Raw genomic sequence first — 21,264 nt, 5'->3', positions numbered from 1 at the left:
ATAGCTTGACAATTGTTGACTCAAACCCGTCTACTTGAAATATATTTCGTCCCAAAACCAGTTGATTTTTGCTCTTATCCGTAGTAATCAAATGTATCGTCATCGTTGTTTGTTATATAACCAGGGGTTGCTGCCTTATATTGAGGCGCTAGAATGGCAACGTTCGCTGATGAGCGATCGCATTCAAAATCCCCATCTCGATGACGCACTAATTTTGCTAGAGCATCCCCCGGTTTATACTTTGGGACAAGGCGCTAAATTAGATTTTCTCAAATTTGACCCTGACCAAACTCAATTTGAAGTCCATAGAATTGAACGTGGCGGCGAAGTTACTTACCATTGTCCCGGTCAACTCATCGGGTATCCAATTTTAAATCTGCAACGCCATCAAAAAGATTTGCATTGGTACTTACGCCAACTAGAAGAAGTTTTAATTCGGGTACTAGCTATTTACAATTTGCAAGGCGAACGAATTCCCGGTTTGACAGGTGTTTGGGTAGAAGGATGTAAAGTTGCAGCGATTGGGATTAAAGTCAGCCGTTGGATTACAATGCACGGCTTTGCTTTTAACGTCTGTCCTGATATGACAGGCTTTAGTCAAATTGTCCCCTGCGGTATAGCCGATAAACCTGTAGCCAGTTTAGCCGCATGGATTCCTGGTATTACCTGTGAACAAGTACGTCCCCACATAGCAAAGTCCTTTGCAGAAGTCTTTGCAGTGGAATTAGTTGAGTCCGTAGACAAGGAATTATTTTCGGTCTACTGACTTTCATATCCTGGTCTCATTAACAAGCACAAATAATAATATCATTAATGATATATATCATATATGATAAGTTATTGGCATGTGCTGGAATGTTGAATTACATCCTTTATTTGCACAGGAATTCTTAGAGTTTGACGAAGCGGTGCAAGATGGTTTATTAGCCGAAATAGTCTTGTTGGAAAAGTATGGGCCTCTGCTAGGTAGACCCCATGTAGACACACTTAAAGGTTCTAAACACGCAAATATGAAAGAGTTGCGATTTACAGCAGATAATGGTGTGTGGCGCGCGGCCTTTGCCTTCGATCCGCAGCGTCAAGCCATTGTACTGGTCGCTGGCGATAAATCTGGGACGAGTGAAAAACGATTTTACAAGCAACTGATCAAAAAGGCCGATGAACGCTTTGACAATCATTTGACCCAGTTACAAAAGGAAGAACAATGACTAAAGGGAAAATTTTACAAAGTATATGGGATAATTTGCCGGACGACCGCAAGGAGCGCATACAGACGCAGGCGGAAGAATTAGAAGTAGAATATCTCACCTTGCAGGAGCTAAGAAAAGCCGCAGGATTGACACAAGCGGAAATTTCCAGAAACTTGGAAATGCCACAGTCGAACGTGTCACGTCTGGAAAGAGAATCGGATATGTTACTTTCCACTCTCCAAAACTATATTGCCGCGATGGGCGGCAGTCTCATTATTACCGTTGAGCTTCCAAATAAACCACCTGTTCGCCTCAATATGCTAAGTGACCTTGTAGACAGCTAACTATTTCCTATTAAGTCTCCCATCCTCCGGGTACTCCTGCGGAGAACACCTGGGCAATATTCACATATATGTGTTTTAGTGGGTATTGCTAGAGAATTATTAATTTTTCAAGAATAATGGAGGATGACGATATGAGGATTGCTATGATTTCCGTCTAAGGCTCAATGTCCAAGTTAGAATATGATTGTTTATCAACAAAATATACTAATCTTTTCGCTTTATTCTACTCTAAATTTAGCGTGTGAATTATCCAGGAACTGTACATATATATGCCCCAGCGATTGCTTCTTTGGAAGAACGGGACTGGAAAGCAATGACAGAATTGTTTGACAGGGAAGATAGTGATGAAATTGAAGCGGATATCCTGAGAAGCTTGCTATTTATGATACCTGAACCTTGTTGGGGAGACGATCCTTTTGACTTTCTACGTGAATATCTTTAAGTATTACTGAGTTCTGAGTAATTAATAAAAATCAAACCAAAATCTATTTTTACAGTGTGCGATCGCTGCAATACAGTACTAGTTATTTTAATTCTTAATAGAGTATTGAGTAATGATAAATAAAATCAAAAAATCCCAGCATTTCTTTACGATTTATTTTTAGCTGGCGGCTCATTACTCAGTAATTTACAGCTTACCTGCATTGAGACGGCTGAGGAAAGTACGCAGGCGATCGCTTTGGGGATGAGTCAAAACTTCATGGGCTATACCTTGTTCTACCACCAGCCCTTGATCGAGAAATATCACCCGATGCGCTACTTCTTTAGCAAATTGCATTTCGTGGGTAACAACCACCATTGTCATGCCTTCTGCGGCTAATTGTTGCATGACTTGCAAAACTTCCCCCACCAATTCTGGATCTAAAGCGCTGGTAGGTTCATCAAATAGCATAATCTGAGGATTCATACATAAACTGCGGGCGATCGCTACTCGTTGTTTTTGTCCCCCAGATAGTTGCTCAGGATAGGCAGATGCTTTATCAAAAAGCCCGACTTTTTCCAGATACAATCCTGCTAATTGGGCGCTTTCTTTTGGTGTTTTACCTAAAACTTTGCGGGGGGAGAGTGTCAAATTCTCCAGTACACTGAGATGAGGAAATAAGTTAAATTGCTGGAAAACCATCCCTACTTGGGTTCTGAGTTCCCGCAATTGACTGTAGTTGATTTCAGGGTGGGATAAGTCGATACCATTAACAACTAAACGCCCATGATTGATACTTTCTAAACGATTGAAACATCGTAGTAAAGTGCTTTTACCACAGCCAGAAGAACCAATCACCGCAATCACTTCTCCCCGGTTAATTTCTCCGGAGATTCCTTTGAGGACTTTTAGTGAACCAAAGCTTTTTTCGATATTTTCAAAAATAATCGCGGGTGTGGAATTATTCATAAAAGTTAAAGATAAAGAGTCAAAAATTGTAGAGACGCGATTAATCGCGTCTGTCATCAAAAGTCAAGGAAAATAAATATGGCTGGATTTGCTTGGTGGCGTTGGTTAAATTCGTTTGTGGCTATAGCTTTAAGTTTATTGTTACTTGCAGGCTGTAGTGTTAATCCTAGTGTAGGAAAAACTCTGCGGATAGCTAATGAACCAGCATTTCCACCTTTTGAGTTTCTAGGAACTGGGGGTAAATCGCAAGGTTTTTCGATTGATTTGATGAATGCGATCGCAACTGCGGCTAATTTTAAAATTAATTTTCAGAGTATACCTTTTGATGGCATTATCCCAGCTTTGCAAGCCAAGACGGTAGATGCGGCAATTAGTTCAATTACGATTACTGAGGAAAGAGCAAAAACTGTTTCCTTTTCTCGTCCTTATTTTAAAGCTGGGTTAGCGATCGCTATTCGCACCGACAATCAAGATATTACTAACTTTGATAGTCTCAAAGATCAAAGAATTGCTGTACAAATTGGCACTACAGGTGCAAAAAAAGCTGAGGATATTCCCGGAGCCAAAATTCGCAGTTTTGATTCTGCACCTCTTGCCTTGCAAGAATTAGCTAATGGTAACGTCGATGCAGTAATTAACGATGCCCCAGTTACTTTATACGCAATTAATACAGGCAATCTTAAAGGACTGAAAGTAGTAGAGCAATTGCTCACAGAAGAATATTACGGCATTGCCACACCAAAAAACTCACCCAATCTGGTATTAATCAACGATGGGATTGATAAAATCCTGAAAAATGGCACTTATGCCCAAATTTACCGCAAATGGTTTAAAGCTGACCCGCCAACCTTACCAGCTACGACAAGCTTTAAAAACCAAAACAATGCAACATCAGGAATATTTGCCTCATTTAATGTGATTTTGCAGGCTTTGCCCACTCTTTTACAAGGAGTCTTGGTAACACTGCAACTGACAATCTTTTCTGTTGTCCTGGGTTTAGTAGGTGGTTCCCTTATTGGTATTGTTCGCCTTTCCCGGATTAAACCTGTGCGCTGGCTAGCAAGGGCCTATGTGGACTTCTTTCGCGGAACTCCCTTACTAGTGCAGATTTTTATGATTTATTTTGGCATACCTGCGATCGCGCAAGAATTGGGTATTACTTTCTCATTTGATCGCCTGGCTGCTGGAGTAGTTGCATTAACATTAAATAGCGCCGCCTACATTGCAGAAATTGTCCGCGCAGGGATTCAATCAATTGAACTAGGACAAGCCGAAGCCGCACAATCTCTCGGATTGAGTGCGCTACAAACCATGCGCTATGTAATTTTTCCTCAAGCTTTGCGGCGGATGATTCCACCTTTAGGTAATGAATTTATTAGTTTATTAAAAGATACTAGTTTAGTGGCAGTTATTGGTTTTGAAGAATTATTCCGTAAAGGACAATTGATTGTTGCAAATAACTATCGCGCTTTTGAAATTTATATAGCTGTTGCTGTTGTTTATCTATGCTTAACGCTGCTTTCTTCCCAAGCATTTAGTCGTTTAGAAGCGTGGATGAATCCGGTGAAACGCTCATAATAATTCGTAATTCGTAATTTAAATACAAATTATTTTAACCGTTGATAAGGTATAGATAAACGCCGATCAATAATCAGCGTTTATCTGCGGTTAAATATCCATGTTTTCTGACTACTCAACTGCACCGAGAATTTTTAAAGTTGCTTTTTGGTTAGCACTTAAACCTGTGACACCTTGAATGTTCATTCCTTCATAAGGACGAGGCGATCGCAAAATTTGCAAGCATTCCCCTGTAGTGATATCCCATAAGCGAATTGTTTCATCTTGGGAACCACTGGCTAAAATTGGTCTATGAGGATGAAATGCGATCGCCCAAATCCAATTACTATGTCCTCGCAGTGTTTTTAAACATTCGCCTGTCTGGGTATCCCAAAGCTTGACAGTTTGATCGTGGCTGACACTGGCAATCATCTCCCCGTTGGGGCTAAACTTCACGTCGGTAATGTTAGCTTCATGTCCCTGGGATGTTTGCCAACTGTTTCCTGTACTAAGATTCCAAAACTTAATTTTGTATTCTCTATCCCCAGTAACTAAAATTTGACTATTGGGACTGAAGGCAATTGACCCAATAAAACCATATTTTCCTGCTAATACTTGAATCAGTTCCTTTGTATTGGCATCCCATAAATGAATGCTATCTTCACTCAAACTAGCTAAAAATTTGCCATCAGAACTCCAGGTAACTGAAAATATCCAGCCGTTATGTCCTTCTAAAGTTTGGAGACATTGTCCTGTGTTTATATCCCATATTTTGATCATCTTGTCTGCGCCTGCGCTAGCCAGAGTTTGATCGTCATGGCTATAGGACACTGCAAAGATAAAACTAGTATGTTCTTCTAAGATTTTGAGACATTCTCCTGTTTGGACATTCCAAATCCGAATTGTGCTATCTACGCTACTACTTGCCAATGTTTGCCCATCGCTACTGTAAGCTAAGGCCATAACATCGCGAGAATGATCGTACAAACTTTTTAAACAATTCCCATCTGGAAAATCCCAAAATCTAATTGTATTTCCTGTATTACTCACTAAAGATTGACCATCGGGATGGAAAACTACTGAACCGATTAAACTGGGATATCCTTGTAAAGTTTTGATGCATCGTCCTGTAGATACTTCCCATAATCTAATACTTTGGTCTTCAGAACCACTGGCGAGGATTTGACCATCAGGGCTAAAGGCAACTGACCAAACACGAGTTGTGTGACCTAATAAAGTTTTAATACATTGTCCTGTGTTGACATCCCATAAACTAATTACAGGGGCTTCACCTGCGATCGCCAAAGTTTGCCCATCTGGACTAAAGGCTATTGACCATACGATATCTATATGCGGCCCTTGTAAAGTTTTCTTGCATCTACCCTTATTGACATCCCAAAGTTTTACAGTTTTGTCTTGGCTACCACTAGCTAAAATTTTGCCGTTAGGGCTGAAGCTAACTGACCAAACTGCTTGAGTGTGTCCCTTGAGGTGATGAAGACAGTCACCAGTCATTAAATCCCAGAGTTTCACTGTTGCATCTTCACTTCCACTAGCAAGAATTTGCCCATTGGAACTAAAAGCTACCCCACCAATTTTGTTTTCCTGTTGTTCCAGCGTTTTTAGGCACTCACCAGTACTAATATCCCAAATTTTGATTGTTTGTTCTGTTCTACTACAAGCTAGTAGGGTGCAATCGGGATTAAAGCTGGATAACCAACCACGTATTTCCTCTTGCTGTAAAGTATGCAGGCATTGCCCTGTTTCTACATCCCAAAGTTGAATAATGCCGCGATCGCAGCAGCTTGCTATAGTTTTACCATCTGAGGTAAAGTTAATTTGCCAAACCCAGGCAGTATGTCCTTCTAAACTCCGCAGTTGTTGACCATCTTCTATATTCCACAGGTGTACTCTGCCATGAATATCACCGGATGCTAAAATCTGACCGTGAGGACTGAATTTTACTGCGACAATTTTTACCAGAGCCTCATTAAAAGCAGATTTTTTTAAATTGGTATTTTGCAAGTTAACTTGATGCAAATTTACATCTTTGAAGTAAGCTTGCCAAATAGTTAAACCAGAAAAATTCCAGCCTGTAAAATCAACGTTTAGCTGATGCAGTAAGTTGATAATATTACCCGCAGCATATCCAGGCGTTGTAGAAAAATTTTCTTGTAAGATGACAAGAATTTCTTTAAGTCGGGTTTCAATTGCCGAGGGAGTTGTGAAACGAGTTTTTAATCGATTCAATATTGGTTCAACAATTACCCACCTTTGACTTTCTCTGACATAATCTTTAGCTGTCGCTGCCATTAAAGCATAGGAATTAAATAATGCGATTTCTCCTGAGTTAATTTCACTACATACCTGTTTAATCAGTTGGTCTGTAACATACTCCATGACTACAGGTTGTTGAGTATAACTACCTGAGTGCTTTTCAATTAGCGATCGCCCTTGCAAAGATAACAATACTTCTAGCAATTCCCGCTTCGAGATTCTCGGGACAATATCTTCTTGTAATTCCGTGATGGTTACCCATTCTCGTTTCACTGCTAGCCAGTACATCACTTGTTTTTCGTGAGGTGACAAGCGATTAAACTGTTGCTCTAATATTTCCCTAATATCACCAAAAACCACTGGAGCTTGCTGCAGAAATTGTAAAATGTTGCCATCAAATAAATATTGAATTGTGGTGGCAACGATTTTTAAAGCTAGAGGATTACCTGTATAGCGCTGAATTAAACTATCACGTTCATCAGTAGCATTGACTAATCCTTTAATGCTGAGAATTTGCTGGGCTTCTGCCAAAGGCAAACCAGTTAATTGCAGCGATCGCACTGGTAAATTACCACCTTCTCTAGCTGTAAAACCAATGGGTTTCTCGCGGCTAGTAAATATCAAACAACTTTGATGGCGTTCATCACCTACCCTGCGTAAAAGCTGCCCATATCCCTCATATCCCGAACGATAGCAACCAGAAGCTTTGCCACCTTCTAAAATTGATTCCGCATTATCTAAAACTATTAGGCAACGTTGAGAACGGAGATATTTCATCAAGCAAGCAATATGCCCCTCTACAGTTTCTGGGATATTAACTTCTTGCTGTTGAGAAAGAAATAAAATGATATTTTTCAGCAGAGACATGATCGGTGGCGCATTTCGCAAACTGCGCCAAATTACGTAATTAAAATCATTTTGTAGCTGTTGGGCTAATTTTACAGATAAAGCTGTTTTACCCACTCCTCCCATACCTAGCAAAGCTACTAAACGGCATTTTTCTTGCACAATCCATTGCTGTAGCTGAACGTGTTCTAGTATGCGTCCATAGAAGATAGAAACATCAATAGCTTCGCCCCAATCTTGTTGTGGGCCTGTTTGAAGTGTTTGTTCCATAGCTACGGAAGATACTTGTAATTCGCTTTGCGGAAGCGTAGTATAACGCCGTCTCAAGACAGATTTAATATTACTTTTATTGACATTCTCTCCCAAAGCTTTAGAGAGAGTCTGCCACAACCTAAAGCCTACATCTCGGATGTAATCATCATCATAACCTGAGCTTTGAGCTATCTCTGCATAAGTGTAACCTTCCCAAGACTGGCGGAGGACTAACTCTTGAATATCACTTAAATGCTTGTGCTGTAACACTAGATCTAAAACTAGCATTGCTTGTTCAAAAGTCAAATCTATGGCTCCCAAAGGCTGTAAGAAATAGATAACCCCAGTTATTGACGATGGGATTTCAGTTATAAAGCTGATTTTAAGGCTATTTACTTTTTTCACTGCCTTTATTGGGATTTACCTGATTTTTTCTGATTTTTTCTGACTTCAGGTATAAGATCTGGGGAATAGGGTATAAAAGCTAGGGGGTGGCAGTAGGGAAGGGTGAGTACTCGTAATCATCAGGGTTAGAGCCAAATACAGGTATCGCTCACCCCCGAAAAATGTGCTGACTCAGGATGATGGCCTAGAGTCGATTGCAACCAAATCATACAAATTAAGTATACAGATCACTACATAGGGGAAGAAATAAAACTAAAATTTAAAACAGTGTAAAAGCTTGAAATTCAATACTTTTGCATTTCATTTAGTGGTATTAGCCCCTACCCTGTATTGTCATTTTTATGCATGATGAGTTTACGCGGTTCATGCTAGTTAGAAAAAGCTAGCTCATGGGAATACTGAGATTATCAAAGCTATCAAAAATTACAACTTTGCAGATGAGGTAAATACGCATGATTGCAGGGCTGGATTTAGAATGCAGAATTTTAGGATATCGAGTGTTAGAGCAACTGCACTTTAGTTCCAGGACAATTGTGTATCGAGGCATTCGAGTTAGCAATCAGCAACCTGTAATCATCAAATATCTTAAATCTAGTTACCCAAGTTTTCACGAACTGTTGCAATTTCGCAATCAATATACAATCGCCAAAAATTTGGACTTCCCTGGTGTGGTACGCCACTACAGCCTGGAAGCATATCGCAATAGCTATATATTAGTAATGGAAGATTTTGGTGGTATTCCGCTGCAGGATTATACCAAAAAACAGCCACTAGAAGTAGGGGAATATTTAGCGATCGCACTACAAATCGTTGAAATTTTACATAATTTACATCAGCATCGAGTTATTCACAAAGACCTCAAACCTGACAATATTTTGATTAATCCTTCCTCCAAAGAAGTGAAGCTGATTGATTTTAGTATTGCTTCTTTGCTACCAAGAGAAACACAGGAAATTAAAAATCCCAATGTTTTAGAAGGAACCCTCAATTATATTTCTCCAGAGCAAACTGGACGGATGAATCGCCGGATTGACTATCGCAGTGATTTCTATTCTTTGGGGATTACTTTGTTTGAACTCCTAACAGGTGAATTGCCGTTTCAGTCTGATGATCCAATGGAGTTGATTCACTGTCATATTGCAAAAATACCTGCGGTATTGGGGAACGGGGAACGGGGAAAGGGGAACGGGGAAAGGGAAGGAAGACCGCAAGTACTTTACGATATTGTAAGTAAGCTGATGGCGAAAAACCCCGAAGACCGCTATCAGAGTGCTTTAGGGTTGAAATTTGATTTAGAAAATTGCTTAGAACAACTGCAAAAAACAGGTAAGATTGTAGACTTGATCATTGGTAGCCGGGATGTGTGCGATCGCTTTCTCATCCCAGAAAAACTCTATGGTAGGGAAGCCGAAGTTCAGCAGTTGCTAGATGCATTTGAGCGGGTAGCCCACAAAACCAATGCCAGAAGCGAACTGATGTTAGTCGCAGGTTTTTCGGGTATTGGCAAAACTGCGATCGTCAATGAAGTCCACAAGCCAATTGTCAGGCAACGGGGTTATTTCATTAAAGGTAAATTTGACCAGTTCCAACGGAATATTCCCTTTTCGGCATTTGTGCAAGCATTACGCGATTTAATGGCACAATTACTGACAGAAACAGATAGCCAACTAGAGCAATGGCAAACTAAAATCCTGGCGGCATTGGGAGATAATGCACAGGTAATTATTGAGGTGATCCCAGAGTTAAAAAAAATTATTGGCAAGCAACCTCCATATGTAGAACTTGCTTTCGATGCAGCCCAAGTTCGCTTCAATTTATTGTTTCAAAAGTTTATTAGAGTTTTTACTACTCCCAACCATCCCTTAGTAATTTTCTTAGATGATTTGCAATGGGCAGACTCAGCATCGCTCAGACTCATCAAATTGTTAATAACTGAAGCAGAAACAGGTTATCTACTATTAATTGGTGCTTACCGCAATAACGAAGTCTCAACTGCTCATCCACTGATTTTGATATTAGATGAGATTCACAAATCTCCGGCAATTGTTAACACCATTACTCTGTCACCATTGCAATTATGTGATTTAAATTATTTGATTGCTGATACCCTCAGTTGTCCAGATGGAATTGCTGCACATCTAGCAGACTTAGTTTACCAAAAAACCAAAGGAAATCCTTTTTTTGTTAAACAATTTCTGAAGGCATTATATGTAGATAAATTGATTAGCTTTAATATTAATACTGGTTGCTGGCAAGGTAATATTGCCGAAATTAGAGAATCAGCACTGACTGATGATGTTGTTGAATTTATGGCACAGCAGATTCAGAAATTACCCGCCGCTACCCAAACTGTGTTAAAACTAGCTGCTTGCATTGGTAATAATTTTGATTTATCCACCTTAGCAATTGTTTACGAAAAATCCGAGTCAGAAACAGCCGCAGATTTATGGCAAGCACTGCAAGCAGGATTAATTTTACCTACTAATGAAGTTTATAAATTTTTTCAAGACTGCGATTGTCAAAATGCATCATGTCCATTACCTATTAGTGGTAATGCCTTAGCCCATTACAAATTTTTGCACGATCGCGTCCAGCAAGCAGCTTATTCTCTAATTCCCGAACCACAAAAACAACTGACTCACTTCCACATTGGTAAACTGCTACTGCATAAAACTACTGTTGCAGAACAAGAGGAAAAATTATTTGAGATTGTTAACCAATTTAATATTGGTAAAAATTGGATTGGGGAAGATATTCACTATACCCAACTAGCTCAACTTAACTTAAAAGCTGGCAAAAAGGCGAGAACCGCCACAGCCCATACAGTAGCTTTAGAATATTTCACTACAGGCATTAACTTATTGCCTAAAAATCAATGGCAAACCCAGTATGAATTAACTTTAGCACTGTATACAGCAGCAACCGAAGCTGCGTATCTAAGTAGTAACTTAGAGCAAATGAACAATTTGGCAGATGTAATTTTAGCAAGTGCTAACAGTTTATTAGATAAGATAAAAGCCTATGAAATTCAAATTCAAGTGCTACAAGCACAAAATCAACCCTTAGCAGCAGTAAAAATTGCTCTCAAAATTCTGCAACTTTTGGGCATCAATTTTCCAGAAAACCCCAGTGAATTAGATATTACACAAGCACTGCATCAAACTAAAAAAATTTTAGCAGGTAGACAACCTTTAGATTTAGTCAATCTGCCCCAAATGACAGAACCAGAAAAATTAGCTGCCATCAAAATTATGGCGGCGGTTTCTTCTTCTACTTATATTGCAGTGCCGCAATTATTTCCGTTAATTATTGTAGAGCAAGTTAACTTATCAATTACCTACGGTAATACGCCATTTTCTCCTTACAGTTATGGCTGTTATGGACAGTTATTATGTGGAGTCCAAGGAGATATTGACTTGGGCTATCAATTTGGCAAATTAGCACTGAAGTTACTCGAAAACTCCCATATCAAAGAACAAACAGCTAGAACTTATGGAGAAGTTTGCCTGGGTACATTACATTGGCGAGAACCTGTAATCAACAGCTTACCATTACTAAAAGCAGGCTATCAAAGTGGTTTAGAAACTGGCGATTTAGTCTGGACTAGTATTTGCGGCATTATTTACATTATGCATTCTTGGCTAGCAGGTCAAGAGTTGAACGATATCAATCGAGATGCTACTGCTTTTTGTACCCAATTAACTCAACTCCAGCAACCAGCACTAGTCAATCAAATTACAATCTTTCAGCAAACAGTGATCAATTTATTAGGAGATAATACTGAAGTTTGGCGATTTGAGGGCGATGCTTTTCATGAAGCCCAAATGTTACCAATTCTGGAACAGGGAGGTGATCAAACAGCCCTGTGCTATTTCCATTACCAAAAACTTTTTCTGTATTATTTATCTGAGGAGTTTCAGCCAGCAGTAAACGCTGCGATCGCTACAGAAAATTACTTGGGTGCAGCTACCGGATTATTTATCGTTCCTAGCTTTTATACATACGATTCTCTGGCACATCTAGCAATTTATCCCCAAGTTTCTTCAGCAGAAAAACAACGCATTGAACAACGAGTCAACAGCAACCAAGAAAAAATGCAGAAATGGGCTAATTCGTCCCCAGGAAATCATCTGCATAAATTTTATTTAGTGGAAGCAGAACGCCAGCGCATTTTACATAACAAAGCTGCAGCTATTGAATTATATGATTTGGCAATTTCCACAGCCAAAGTTAATAATTACCCCCACGAAGAAGCCCTAGCCAACGAACTCGCAGCCAAATTCTATTTAGCATGGGGCAAAAATAACATTGTTCAAGAATATTTATTAAGCGCTTACTATGGTTATGCGCGTTGGGGTGCAACTGCCAAAGTTAAACAACTAGAAAAAAACTATCCGCATTTTCTGATTCCCATTTTGCAACCAGATAGCATCAATTTTTCATCTGATGTCACAATTCCATTAGCAGAAATGGTATCTGATGCAAATGACAGTCATAATACAAACTATAGTAGCAATAGCGTATCTGCTGCTTTAGATTTAGCCACTGTCCTCAAATCTTTTCAGATGTTAGCCAGCGAAATTCATCTGAACAAATTACTCTCTACTTTATTGCAAGTAGTCTTAGAAAATGCCGGGGCGGATAAATGTGTTTTATTGCTACAAAAACAGGGCAAGCTAACTATTGAAGCGACGATTGCCTTGGGACAACAATCAGCAGTCCTACAATCAGTTTCCCTAGAAAACAGTCAAGAAGTACCCGTGGGCTTGATTAATACCGTCAAAAGAACCTTGACAGCTGCGGTATTAATTGATGCCATCACTCATCCTTTATTAACAGCCGATCCCTATATTTTCCGTTACCAGCCCAAGAGCATATTATGTACACCAATTATGTATCAGGGTAAACTTTTAGGGATTTTATATTTAGAAAATAAAGAAGCCACAGCCGCCTTTACTAGCGATCGCGTGGAACTCCTAAATTTACTTTGTACTCAAGCGGCGATTTCTTTAGAAAATGCCCATCTTTATCAACAAGCTCAACTTTACAGCCAGCAGTTAGAGCAATCCCTCGAGGAACTCAAAGTAAGTGATACCCGCTTCCAGAACCTTGCAAATAACATCCCGGGGATGATTTACCAGTTTCATTTAGCTGCTGATGGTTCTACATCTACGCCCTATGTCAGTTCTGGCTGCTACGAAATCTATGAGGTGTTAGCAGAAGATGTGATGACAGGTAAAGAAAACCTGTATAAAATGAATTATCCTGACGACATGGCACAGGTTGCTGAATTAATAACTCATTCTGCTGAAAATTTAACGCCATTTCAACATGAATGGCGGATTATCACACCTTCCGGTATCATCAAATGGATTCAATCTGCGGCGCAACCCCAGCAGCAAGCTGACGGATCAATTATGTGGGATGGGATTGTGATCGATGTTAGCGATCGCCATTTAGCTGAAGAAAAAATCCGCGCCCAAGAACAATTTCTCCGCAGTATCTACGATGGTGTCGATCATCCAATTTTTGTCATTAATGTCACACCAGAGCAAGACTTTTTCTATGCTAGTTGGAACCCAGCCGCCGCCAGGATTGCAGGTGTAGTAGCAGAGGAAGTGATCGGCAAAACTCCCGAAGAGATTCATGGTGAGGTAGAAGGCGCTGCGGTGAGACAACATTTTATCAGTTGTATTCACGCAGGAACTAGCATCGCCGTTGAGCAATGTCTTACCTTTGATCAGGAAATAACTTGGTGGCTGACAACCTTTAATCCCCTGCGCGATCGCACTGGAAGAATTCATCAATTAATTGGCACAGCAATTAATATTAGCGAACAGCAAGCTGCACTTCGTGAACGCAAACAAGCTGAAGCCCAAGCGCAGCAAAAAGCCCAAGAATTAGAAACAGCCCTGCAAGATTTGCAACAAACCCAACTACAAATGGTGCAAAGTGAGAAAATGTCTGCTTTGGGGAACCTGATAGCGGGTGTTGCTCATGAAATTAATAATCCGGTGGGATTTATTGTCGGTAACTTGCAACCTGCGCGAGATTACGTTAATGATGTGTTAGGAATACTCGATTTGTATCAGCAGCAATTTCCCGATCCTGGTGCAGTCATTACCGATGAAATAGAAGCCATTGATTTGGAATATATACGTGAAGACTTACCTAAGCTGATTGACTCCATGAAACTTGGTGTCGATCGCATCCGCAGTATTAGTATTAGCTTGCGAAACTTTTCTCGCGCTGATAAAGATTACAAAATTCCCTTTAATCTTCACGAAGGTCTCAACAGTACAATTTTAATTCTCAAACATCGCCTCAAAGCTAACGAAAGCCGAACTGCAATTGAAGTAATCACAAATTACGGCAATTTACCCGAAGTCGAATGTTTCCCTGGACAACTCAACCAAGTGTTTATGAATATCTTGGCAAATGCCATTGATAGTTTAGAAGAATTTAACCAGCAACGCGTCCAAGGTGAATTTCGCCCCCATTCTCACCAAATCACCATTAAAACTGCATATATTCCCCAGAGTGATAGTGACTCTACTCCCCATGTGGAAATTCGCATCAAAGACAACGGTACAGGAATGACACCAGAAGTCAAAGCCAAAGTCTTCGATCACCTATTTACTACCAAACCCGTTGGTAAAGGTACAGGTTTAGGATTAGCGATCGCCCGCCAAATTGTCATAGAACGACACGAAGGTACAATCACTGTAGATTCTGTTCTCGGAGAAGGCACAGAATTTATTATCAAGTTGCCTGTAAACGCCTCTTAATTTTGTCATTTGTCATTTGTCATTTGTCATTTGTCATTTGTCATTTGTCATTTGTCATTTGGTATTGTCTCCCTCATCCCCCTCATCTCCCAGTCCCCAATCCCTAATCCCCAGTCCCCAATCCCCAGTCCCCAATCCCTAATCCCCAATCCCCTTCACCTGCACTTTAATCCCATATTCAGGGCGGAGGGTAATTGAAGGCTGCGGTACAATCGGGAACCCAGGCTCTATTTCTATTTGGAAGCGTTGGGCAATGGTAGCTAATAATAAAGCTGCTTCCATCATGGCAAAGCCTTTACCAATACAAATCCGCGGCCCATCACCAAAAGGAATATATACGCCTTTAGTTAATTGCTTTTCAAACTCTTCTGTCCAGCGTTCCGGTAGAAACTCTTCAGCACGATCAAAATATTTGGGATGGCGATGCATTACCCACTGACTAATCATGATTACTGTGCCTTTGGAGATTTCGTACTCGCCAATTGTCGTATCTTCCGCCGCTTCTCTGCCTATTAACGCTACCGGAGGATACAACCGCATTGATTCTTTAATCACTTGTTGGGTGTAGGTTAAGCGCGGTAGATCTGCGATTGTGGCTAATTTCCCTTGCAGGACTGCTTTTAATTCGGCAGAGAGTTTCTCTTGTACTTCCGGATGTTGGGCGATAAGCATCCATGTCCAAGATAAAGCATTAGCAGTAGTTTCATGACCTGCCAGCATCAAAGTGGCTACTTCGTCTCGCAGAAGCTTATCATCCATTTGCTGCTGAGTTTCCTCGTCCCGCGCTTCCATCAGCATTGAGAGTAAATCATTGCTTTTCTCGTTACTATTACGGCGATCGCGAATTAGTTGATAGATAGCCTCATCCATTGCCGCTACAGCTTGACGATAGCGAATATTTTCCGGTCTGGGAAACCATTCCCATGATAAAAAGTTCTGTTTTCGCTTGCTTTCAAACCAGTGCATTGTCACATCTAAAGCATTGGCAACTACTTTGGCTTCCCCAGCATCAACATCAGTATTAAAAATACATTTCATCACAATAGCCAGGGTGAGGCGCATCATATCTGCATGGATGTCATGAACTTCGCCATCTTGCCAGGTTTGCAACATTCGGTCAGTGTACTTCACCATAATGTCGCCATAGTTATTAATTCGCTTTTGGTGAAATACAGGTTGTGCTAGACGACGTTGCCATAACCAAGATTCGCCTTCTGCGGTTAATAAACCTTCACCTAACAGGGTTTTTAACACCCGAAATCCCGGACTTTTAATAAAACTCTCGCGATTTTTGAGAACCTCTTCAATATATTCAGGATTAGTTAATAAACAAGTTGGTGTTAATCCTAAACGTAAAGGAACAATGTCACCATAATCACGACAACTAGTGAGAAATGCTAATGGGTCTTGTCCCAATTCGACTAAATGCCCCACGATAGAGTTAATTGGTGGAGCAGGTAAATCAAATATATCTTTTGACATAGTAAAAATTCTCAGCGCTTATTTGTGCTTAAAAAAGCTTATTTTGTCAGAATATTTAATTCCTCCTCAAAAAGAGAGATTTATATTCAGCAATAAGTAAGAGATTTATCCTCAATTCACGTAGGATGCGTTAGCGATAGCGTAACGCATCCGTGCCAAAGCTGAGATTTTTTCAGCAATCAAATCGGATTCCTAGAGGTAACAAAAGAGGGTTACATGATACTTCTGGCACAAGTCGGGAGAAGGAGGAACGGTTTGGTATTTTCCCTTTCCCCTTTCCCCTTTGCCCACCTATATGCTTACTTGGTGCGATCGCCCTAAATTGTAACCCAGTATATTAATTGATCAATATTGAAATGAAACGTAAAAGTCCACAGTTAACTTAGCTGGGATAGTTGACTGTGGACTTTTGGGCATGAACTTATTGAACTTCTGCGGGATGTAGTTCTTGTTGCCTTTCCACAAAGGTTTGTACACGGGTACGGTAGTTTCTTAAGTTTTCATCTACCCAATCGCGTTCGTTACTGTTAGCAAACAAGTGAACTACGGGTTCGCTAGCATCGGGTAAAACTAACAGCCAACTGTCATCATGAGGCTGACCGATTTTTACACCATCGATTAATTCTAGGTTTTGGGCAGGGTGAGTTTCGACTAAATAACGCATCAGTGCGCCTTTAGCACTCCAAGGACAGCGGACAGTATGTTTTCTGTGAATCACACGGGGTAATTCAGCGCGGACAGTTGCAAGCGATCGCTCTTGAATTGTTAGCATTTCAATTAGCTTGGCAATACAGAACATCGCATCAAATCCTGGATGCAGTTGTGGGAAGATAAAACCTGTATCTCCACTCCCAGCTAATACAACATTGGGGTATTTCTGCGAAGCTTCCATTAAAGCTGTGGGGTTGGCTTTGGTGCGGATGACTTTACCATCGTGGCGACGGGCGACTTGTTCCACTGCACTAGAAGCATGAACTGGTACAACTACCGTTCCTCTGGGGTTAGAAGTTAAAATCATGTCCACCATCAGGGCGGTTAACATTTCCCCGCGAATTGGTATCCCAGATTCATCTACTAAAATCATCTGTTCGCCATTCGCAGAGACTTGGACACCAAAATTTGCCTTTAACGCCTCAACTACATGACCCAGCTGAGTTAACAAAGCTTCACGTTCGGTTGTGGAAATAGCGTGTTTATTCAAACTGGCGTTTAAAACTACAGCATCTGCACCAAATTGATCTAACATTTGGGGTAAAACTGCCCCAGTCACAGAATAAACATAGTCAATTACTACTTTGGCGCGACTGTTGCGGAGAGTTGCTACGTGCAGCAGTTTTTCAAATGCCGTGCAGTAAAGGTCATTAACTTGGCTAGGATAGGCAACATCACCAATTTCGTGTAATTGCGCCCGCCGCATATCTTCTTTAAAGAAAGCCCCCTCAATTTTCTTTTCTTGGGCTTTGGAGATATTAATCCCCTTGTTATCCATGAATTCAATCAGGATATAGTCAGGGCGATCAGGATGTACCCGCACATGAATACCGCCAACTACTGACATTGTGGGTATAACTGTCCGGGCTATTGGTACAGCCGTTGCATCGAGGTTTTGAATATCAGTCCCGACTGACATTAAACCCGCAATGAGCGATCGCGTTACCATGCGCGAAACATTTCGCTGATCGCGGGATACTGTTACTCGAGAACCTGGTTTCAAAGTGGAACCATAAGCGGCCCCTAACTTCACCGCAAATTCTGGAGTAATATCAACATTCGCTAAACCTTGTACGCCGCGTTGTCCAAATAAATTCCTTTGGGCGGTGTTTCCCCAAATCAAGTTGATGTTTAAAATAGCACCAGACTCAATTTTTTTACTAGGCCAAACTCTCACTCCCGGGCTAATTTGCGCTTCTTCACCCACCGTAGAAAGCGAACCCACCACAGAAGCTTCTAATACATGAGCGCGGCGGTCTACACGAGTACCACGGGAAATTACACAAGCTGAAAGTTGTGCTTCTTCCCCAATAATCGCGCCATTCCAGACAATCGGACGCTTTAAGTTAGCATCAGCGCCAATAGTCACATTGTCGCCAATGACAGTTCCAGCCTCAATTTGTACCCTGGAACCAATTCGGCAATTATCACCAATGATAGCTGGAGATTCAATCACAGCAGTATGGTCAATATAAGTATTTTGACCCTTCCAGATACCCTGAGAAATCTCTGTATAAGCAAAGTCAAGTTTTACCTTGCCATACAAGGCATCATACTGAGCTTCACGATAGGCATCCAAATGTCCGACATCACACCAATAACCTTGGGCAATGTAGCCATACATTGGCTCATTTTTTGCCAATAACAAGGGGAATAAATCTTTGGAAAAGTCCGATTCTGTATTGTCTGGTAAATATTCCAAAACTTCTGGTTCCAGAATATAAGTACCAGTGTTGACAGTATCAGAGAAAATTTCACTAGTAGAAGGTTTTTCTAAAAATCGATTAATCTTGCCATCTTCATCAGTAATCACCACCCCAAATTCAATGGGATTGGGAACACGGGTCAAAATAAGAGTTGCTTTTGATTTTTTTTGTTTGTGAAATTCAATTGCTGCTGTTAAATCAAAATCTGTGATGCTATCGCCGCTAATCACTATAAAAGTTTCATCTAGGAGTTCGGCAATATTTTTTACACAGCCTGCCGTTCCCAGAGGTTGGTCTTCTTCCACGGCATAAGTCATCTGCACGCCAAAATCGCTACCATCTTGAAAGTAGTCTCGCAGAACATCAGGCAGATAATGCAAGGTAGCAATCACTTCTGTGACTTGATGTCGTTTGAGGAGATTGATGATATGTTCAGCAATTGGCCGATTTAAAATCGGCACCATCGGTTTGGGCAAATCACACGTTAACGGACGAAGCCGCGTTCCCGAACCGCCTGCCATCAGCACTGCACGCATAAATCCTCCTTAACTATTAGCAGCATTTGCTGCGTCAAGACCCGCTATATACGTTGTATTTTTCTTTCTCTAGTCTCCTATGGATCTTGATATTTGAGTAACTTCCGTGAGATGCATCTGTAAGGGGATCGGGGACTGGGGATTGGGGAAAGTAGGGAGATGTAGACGCTTTGCGGCACTTTGCGAGTTCTCCGTTGGGCGTAGCCCTTCTCGCAGAGTAGGAGTACCCGCAGGATGGGGGATGAGGAAGCAGGGGAAAAATACCAATTATCAATGCCCAATGCCCCATGCCCTATGCCCAATCCCCAGTCGCTTAGACCGTACTGAGAATGTGCGATCGCAGTTTTTCTACTAATTGGTGTAAATTACCTGTATTCAGGCGATAGCTTAAGGGATGGGCAATTAATCTGGCTGTACTTTCATACAAAGTTGTAATCTCAACTAAACCGTTTTCTCGCAAAGTTCGTCCGGTTGAAACCAAATCCACAATCGCTTCCGACATTCCAGTAATCGGCCCTAGCTCCACGGAACCATACAAAGGTACGATTTCTACTGGTAAATCCAAACTTTGAAAATATTCACGCGCACAATTGACATACTTAGAAGCCACCCGACCGTGTGCGGGTAAATCTAAAGGCGATTTATAAGGACTGGATGCTTGAACTGCTACAGACATCCGACAATGTCCAAAATGCAAATCTACTAATTGTGCAACTTGTGGTTGCTTTTCTCGCAGCACATCATAACCAATAATACCCACTTGTGCCTGACCATATTCCACATAAACAGGTACATCCTGGCCCCTAACTAGCAATCCTTTCGCTTGTCCACTAGCATCAACAATTTGTAGTTGGCGGTTCCCTGAATCTAAAAAAGCGCTAAAGTCCAAACCTACAGATTGCAGCAGATGGATGCTATTTTTAAGTAATTCCCCTTTTGGCAATGCAACAGTCAGCATTATTGTCCTTAATATCTTGAGCTACGGACACTTTGCAGTTTTGGCAAAATCCCATCAGCAAGTGTCCTTGTCTTGGTAGTTTATTACTATTGAGAATATCTCGATATGCTCACCACAAGCAGCATGAGAATTTTATTAGTTGATGACGAAACAGAACTAACTGACCCCTTAAGCCGCGTCTTAAGCCGTGAGGGTTATAGCGTAGATGCTGCTTATGAAGGAACAAGCGGTAGTCAATTAGCACAAGCAAGTAGTTATGACTTACTGATTTTAGATTGGATGCTGCCAGGAAAAACAGGGTTAGAAATTTGTCAGGAATTACGCCGTCAAGGTAAAACTACTCCTGTACTCTTTCTCACAGCTAAAGATACTTTAGATGACCGTGTTGCAGGGTTAGATGCGGGTGCAGATGACTATTTAGTTAAACCCTTTGAATTGCGGGAATTATTAGCACGAGTCCGCGCTTTGTTGCGTCGTTCTGGTGTGGAGACTTACAACACCCCTACAGGACGCTTGGTAGTAGCTGATTTAGAACTCGATGTTGACAATCAAGTAGCCTATCGTCAAGAACGAGTGATTGAACTCTCCCAAAAAGAAAGCCAATTGCTGCAGTATTTTATGGAACACAGCGGCCAATTGCTAACTCATGGGCAGATTATGCAACATCTTTGGCCAGATGACGAACAACCAAGTAGTAACGTGATAGCCGCATTAATCCGGCTATTGCGGCGCAAAATAGAAGTAGCTGGTGAAAGCCAGTTAATTCACACTGTTTATGGTAAAGGCTATCGCTTTGGTACTGCGGTGGGAGAAGGTATGTAA

Annotated in this window: 12 protein-coding genes; 7 read left to right on the top strand and 5 right to left on the bottom strand. The window is 41.0% G+C overall.

Features of this window, described 5'->3' with window-relative positions; genetic code table 11:
• Nucleotides 1–91 precede the first annotated feature (91 nt).
• The 4 genes from lipB to AACU25_RS00045 all read left to right on the top strand — a co-directional run bounded on the left by lipB (nucleotide 92) and on the right by AACU25_RS00045 (nucleotide 1,976).
• Complete coding sequence (lipB, locus tag AACU25_RS00060; protein ID WP_096573340.1) at nucleotides 92–766, top strand: lipoyl(octanoyl) transferase LipB; 675 nt, start codon at nucleotides 92–94, stop codon at nucleotides 764–766.
• A 79-nt stretch (nucleotides 767–845) separates the two neighbouring features.
• Nucleotides 846–1,208 (top strand): type II toxin-antitoxin system RelE/ParE family toxin, encoded by a 363-nt coding sequence (locus AACU25_RS00055; protein WP_096573339.1) that lies wholly within the window; start codon nucleotides 846–848, stop codon nucleotides 1,206–1,208.
• A complete protein-coding gene (locus AACU25_RS00050; protein WP_096573338.1) occupies nucleotides 1,205–1,534 on the top strand; it encodes an XRE family transcriptional regulator in 330 nt (109 codons plus the stop codon). Before AACU25_RS00055 ends, AACU25_RS00050 begins: the two co-directional genes overlap by 4 nt.
• Nucleotides 1,535–1,775: 241 nt before the next feature.
• Complete coding sequence (locus AACU25_RS00045) at nucleotides 1,776–1,976, top strand: hypothetical protein (RefSeq protein ID WP_096573337.1); 201 nt, start codon at nucleotides 1,776–1,778, stop codon at nucleotides 1,974–1,976.
• 186 nt (nucleotides 1,977–2,162) lie between these two features.
• Here the strand turns inward: AACU25_RS00045 and AACU25_RS00040 are convergent, their stop codons facing one another.
• Nucleotides 2,163–2,924, bottom strand: coding sequence for an ATP-binding cassette domain-containing protein (locus AACU25_RS00040; RefSeq protein WP_096583391.1), 762 nt, complete (start codon nucleotides 2,922–2,924; stop codon nucleotides 2,163–2,165).
• A 78-nt stretch (nucleotides 2,925–3,002) separates the two neighbouring features.
• Here AACU25_RS00040 and AACU25_RS00035 point away from each other — a divergent pair, with 78 nt between their 5' ends.
• Complete coding sequence (locus tag AACU25_RS00035) at nucleotides 3,003–4,502, top strand: ABC transporter permease subunit (protein WP_096573336.1); 1,500 nt, start codon at nucleotides 3,003–3,005, stop codon at nucleotides 4,500–4,502.
• 111 nt (nucleotides 4,503–4,613) lie between these two features.
• Here the strand turns inward: AACU25_RS00035 and AACU25_RS00030 are convergent, their stop codons facing one another.
• Nucleotides 4,614–8,162 (bottom strand): WD40 domain-containing protein, encoded by a 3,549-nt coding sequence (locus AACU25_RS00030; RefSeq protein WP_096583389.1) that lies wholly within the window; start codon nucleotides 8,160–8,162, stop codon nucleotides 4,614–4,616.
• Nucleotides 8,163–8,713: 551 nt separating this feature from the next.
• Here AACU25_RS00030 and AACU25_RS00025 point away from each other — a divergent pair.
• Nucleotides 8,714–15,049, top strand: a complete 6,336-nt coding sequence (locus AACU25_RS00025) for an ATP-binding sensor histidine kinase (RefSeq protein WP_096573335.1) — start codon at nucleotides 8,714–8,716, stop codon at nucleotides 15,047–15,049.
• 138 nt (nucleotides 15,050–15,187) lie between these two features.
• Here the strand turns inward: AACU25_RS00025 and AACU25_RS00020 are convergent, their stop codons facing one another.
• From AACU25_RS00020 to hisG, 3 genes are all read right to left on the bottom strand, one after another.
• Nucleotides 15,188–16,531: a cytochrome P450 gene (locus AACU25_RS00020; RefSeq protein ID WP_096573334.1), complete on the bottom strand. Its 1,344-nt coding sequence runs from the start codon at nucleotides 16,529–16,531 to the stop codon at nucleotides 15,188–15,190.
• A 421-nt stretch (nucleotides 16,532–16,952) separates the two neighbouring features.
• Nucleotides 16,953–19,484 carry a mannose-1-phosphate guanyltransferase gene (locus AACU25_RS00015; RefSeq protein ID WP_096573333.1) on the bottom strand — a complete coding sequence of 844 codons (2,532 nt, stop codon included), beginning with the start codon at nucleotides 19,482–19,484 and terminating at the stop codon, nucleotides 16,953–16,955.
• 313 nt (nucleotides 19,485–19,797) lie between these two features.
• Nucleotides 19,798–20,442, bottom strand: coding sequence for an ATP phosphoribosyltransferase (hisG, locus tag AACU25_RS00010; protein WP_096573332.1), 645 nt, complete (start codon nucleotides 20,440–20,442; stop codon nucleotides 19,798–19,800).
• A gap of 123 nt (nucleotides 20,443–20,565) precedes the next feature.
• On the opposite strand from hisG, the gene rppA reads away from it, so the two are divergent.
• Complete coding sequence (gene rppA / locus AACU25_RS00005) at nucleotides 20,566–21,264, top strand: two-component system response regulator RppA (RefSeq protein ID WP_096573331.1); 699 nt, start codon at nucleotides 20,566–20,568, stop codon at nucleotides 21,262–21,264.

Origin of the sequence: Tolypothrix tenuis PCC 7101 (genome assembly GCF_963874875.1) — a bacterium.
In the GTDB taxonomy this organism is placed as follows: domain Bacteria; phylum Cyanobacteriota; class Cyanobacteriia; order Cyanobacteriales; family Nostocaceae; genus Aulosira; species Aulosira tenue.
The sequence above is the reverse complement of the archived record's forward strand: the minus strand, read 5'-3'. Positions and strand labels throughout refer to the sequence as shown.